The sequence below is a fragment of the Pantoea sp. GbtcB22 genome, assembly GCF_019091025.1.
In the GTDB taxonomy this organism is placed as follows: domain Bacteria; phylum Pseudomonadota; class Gammaproteobacteria; order Enterobacterales; family Enterobacteriaceae; genus Pantoea; species Pantoea leporis.
The window spans coordinates 1-257 of sequence record NZ_JAGXKB010000391.1 but is presented as its reverse complement, the minus strand read 5'-3'; the positions used below and the strand labels follow the sequence as shown (position 1 = coordinate 257).

The window sequence follows — 257 nt, the reverse complement described above, 5'->3', positions numbered from 1 at the left end:
TGAGCGCATGCAGATCCCGGTGTTCCACGACGATCAGCACGGCACGGCGATCATCTGTACCGCGGCGGTGCCCAACGGCTTAACCATCGTTAAAAAAGCCATCAGCGAGGTGCGGCTGGTGGTTTCCGGCGCAGGTGCCCCGGCGATTGCCTGCCTGAATCTGCTGGTGGCGCTCGGCATGCAGCAGCACAACATTGTGGTGTGCGAGTCCAAAGGCGTGATCTATCGCGATCGTGAGCCGAATATGACGCCGACCA

Annotated in this window: 1 pseudogene; it reads left to right on the top strand. The window is 60.7% G+C overall.

Annotation, left to right across the window (positions count from 1 at the left end):
- A pseudogene (locus KVT28_RS25575) lies at nt 1-257 on the top strand (NADP-dependent malic enzyme); the annotation flags it as partial.